General features: G+C 44.1%; 1 protein-coding gene. It reads left to right on the top strand.

The genetic code is table 11. From position 1 onward, the window contains the following. Positions 1 to 338: hypothetical protein (locus L6773_RS21370; RefSeq protein ID WP_237856713.1), on the top strand; the 338-nt coding region annotated here is incomplete at both ends.

Raw genomic sequence — 338 nt, 5'->3', positions numbered from 1 at the left:
GATGCTTTGAGATTAGCATTGGAGAAAGGAGCTAGCTCTGAATCTGCCACGGCATGGCTTAATTATCAATATGAGCAGAAACGCTGGATAGAGATTCTAGATGCATTAGAGGCAATTCAGGAACGCTACCCTGGTGAAGCATCGGAATGGAATGGGTATAAAGTACTTGTTCAAATACAAATGGGCGAATTCGAGAAAGCATGGGAAGATGGTGAGGAGCTACAGCTACCCAGGGGACACTTCTTGATGGCTGTAGAACTATTTGAAGAGAATCGGGAATGGGAGTGGGCTCTTCGGTGGATAAATCATATCATCGATGTTTGGCCTCATTATAAAGA

Origin of the sequence: Rhodohalobacter sulfatireducens, from assembly GCF_022012475.1 — a bacterium.
Classification (GTDB): domain Bacteria; phylum Bacteroidota; class Rhodothermia; order Balneolales; family Balneolaceae; genus Rhodohalobacter; species Rhodohalobacter sulfatireducens.
The sequence above is the reverse complement of the archived record's forward strand: the minus strand, read 5'-3'. Positions and strand labels throughout refer to the sequence as shown.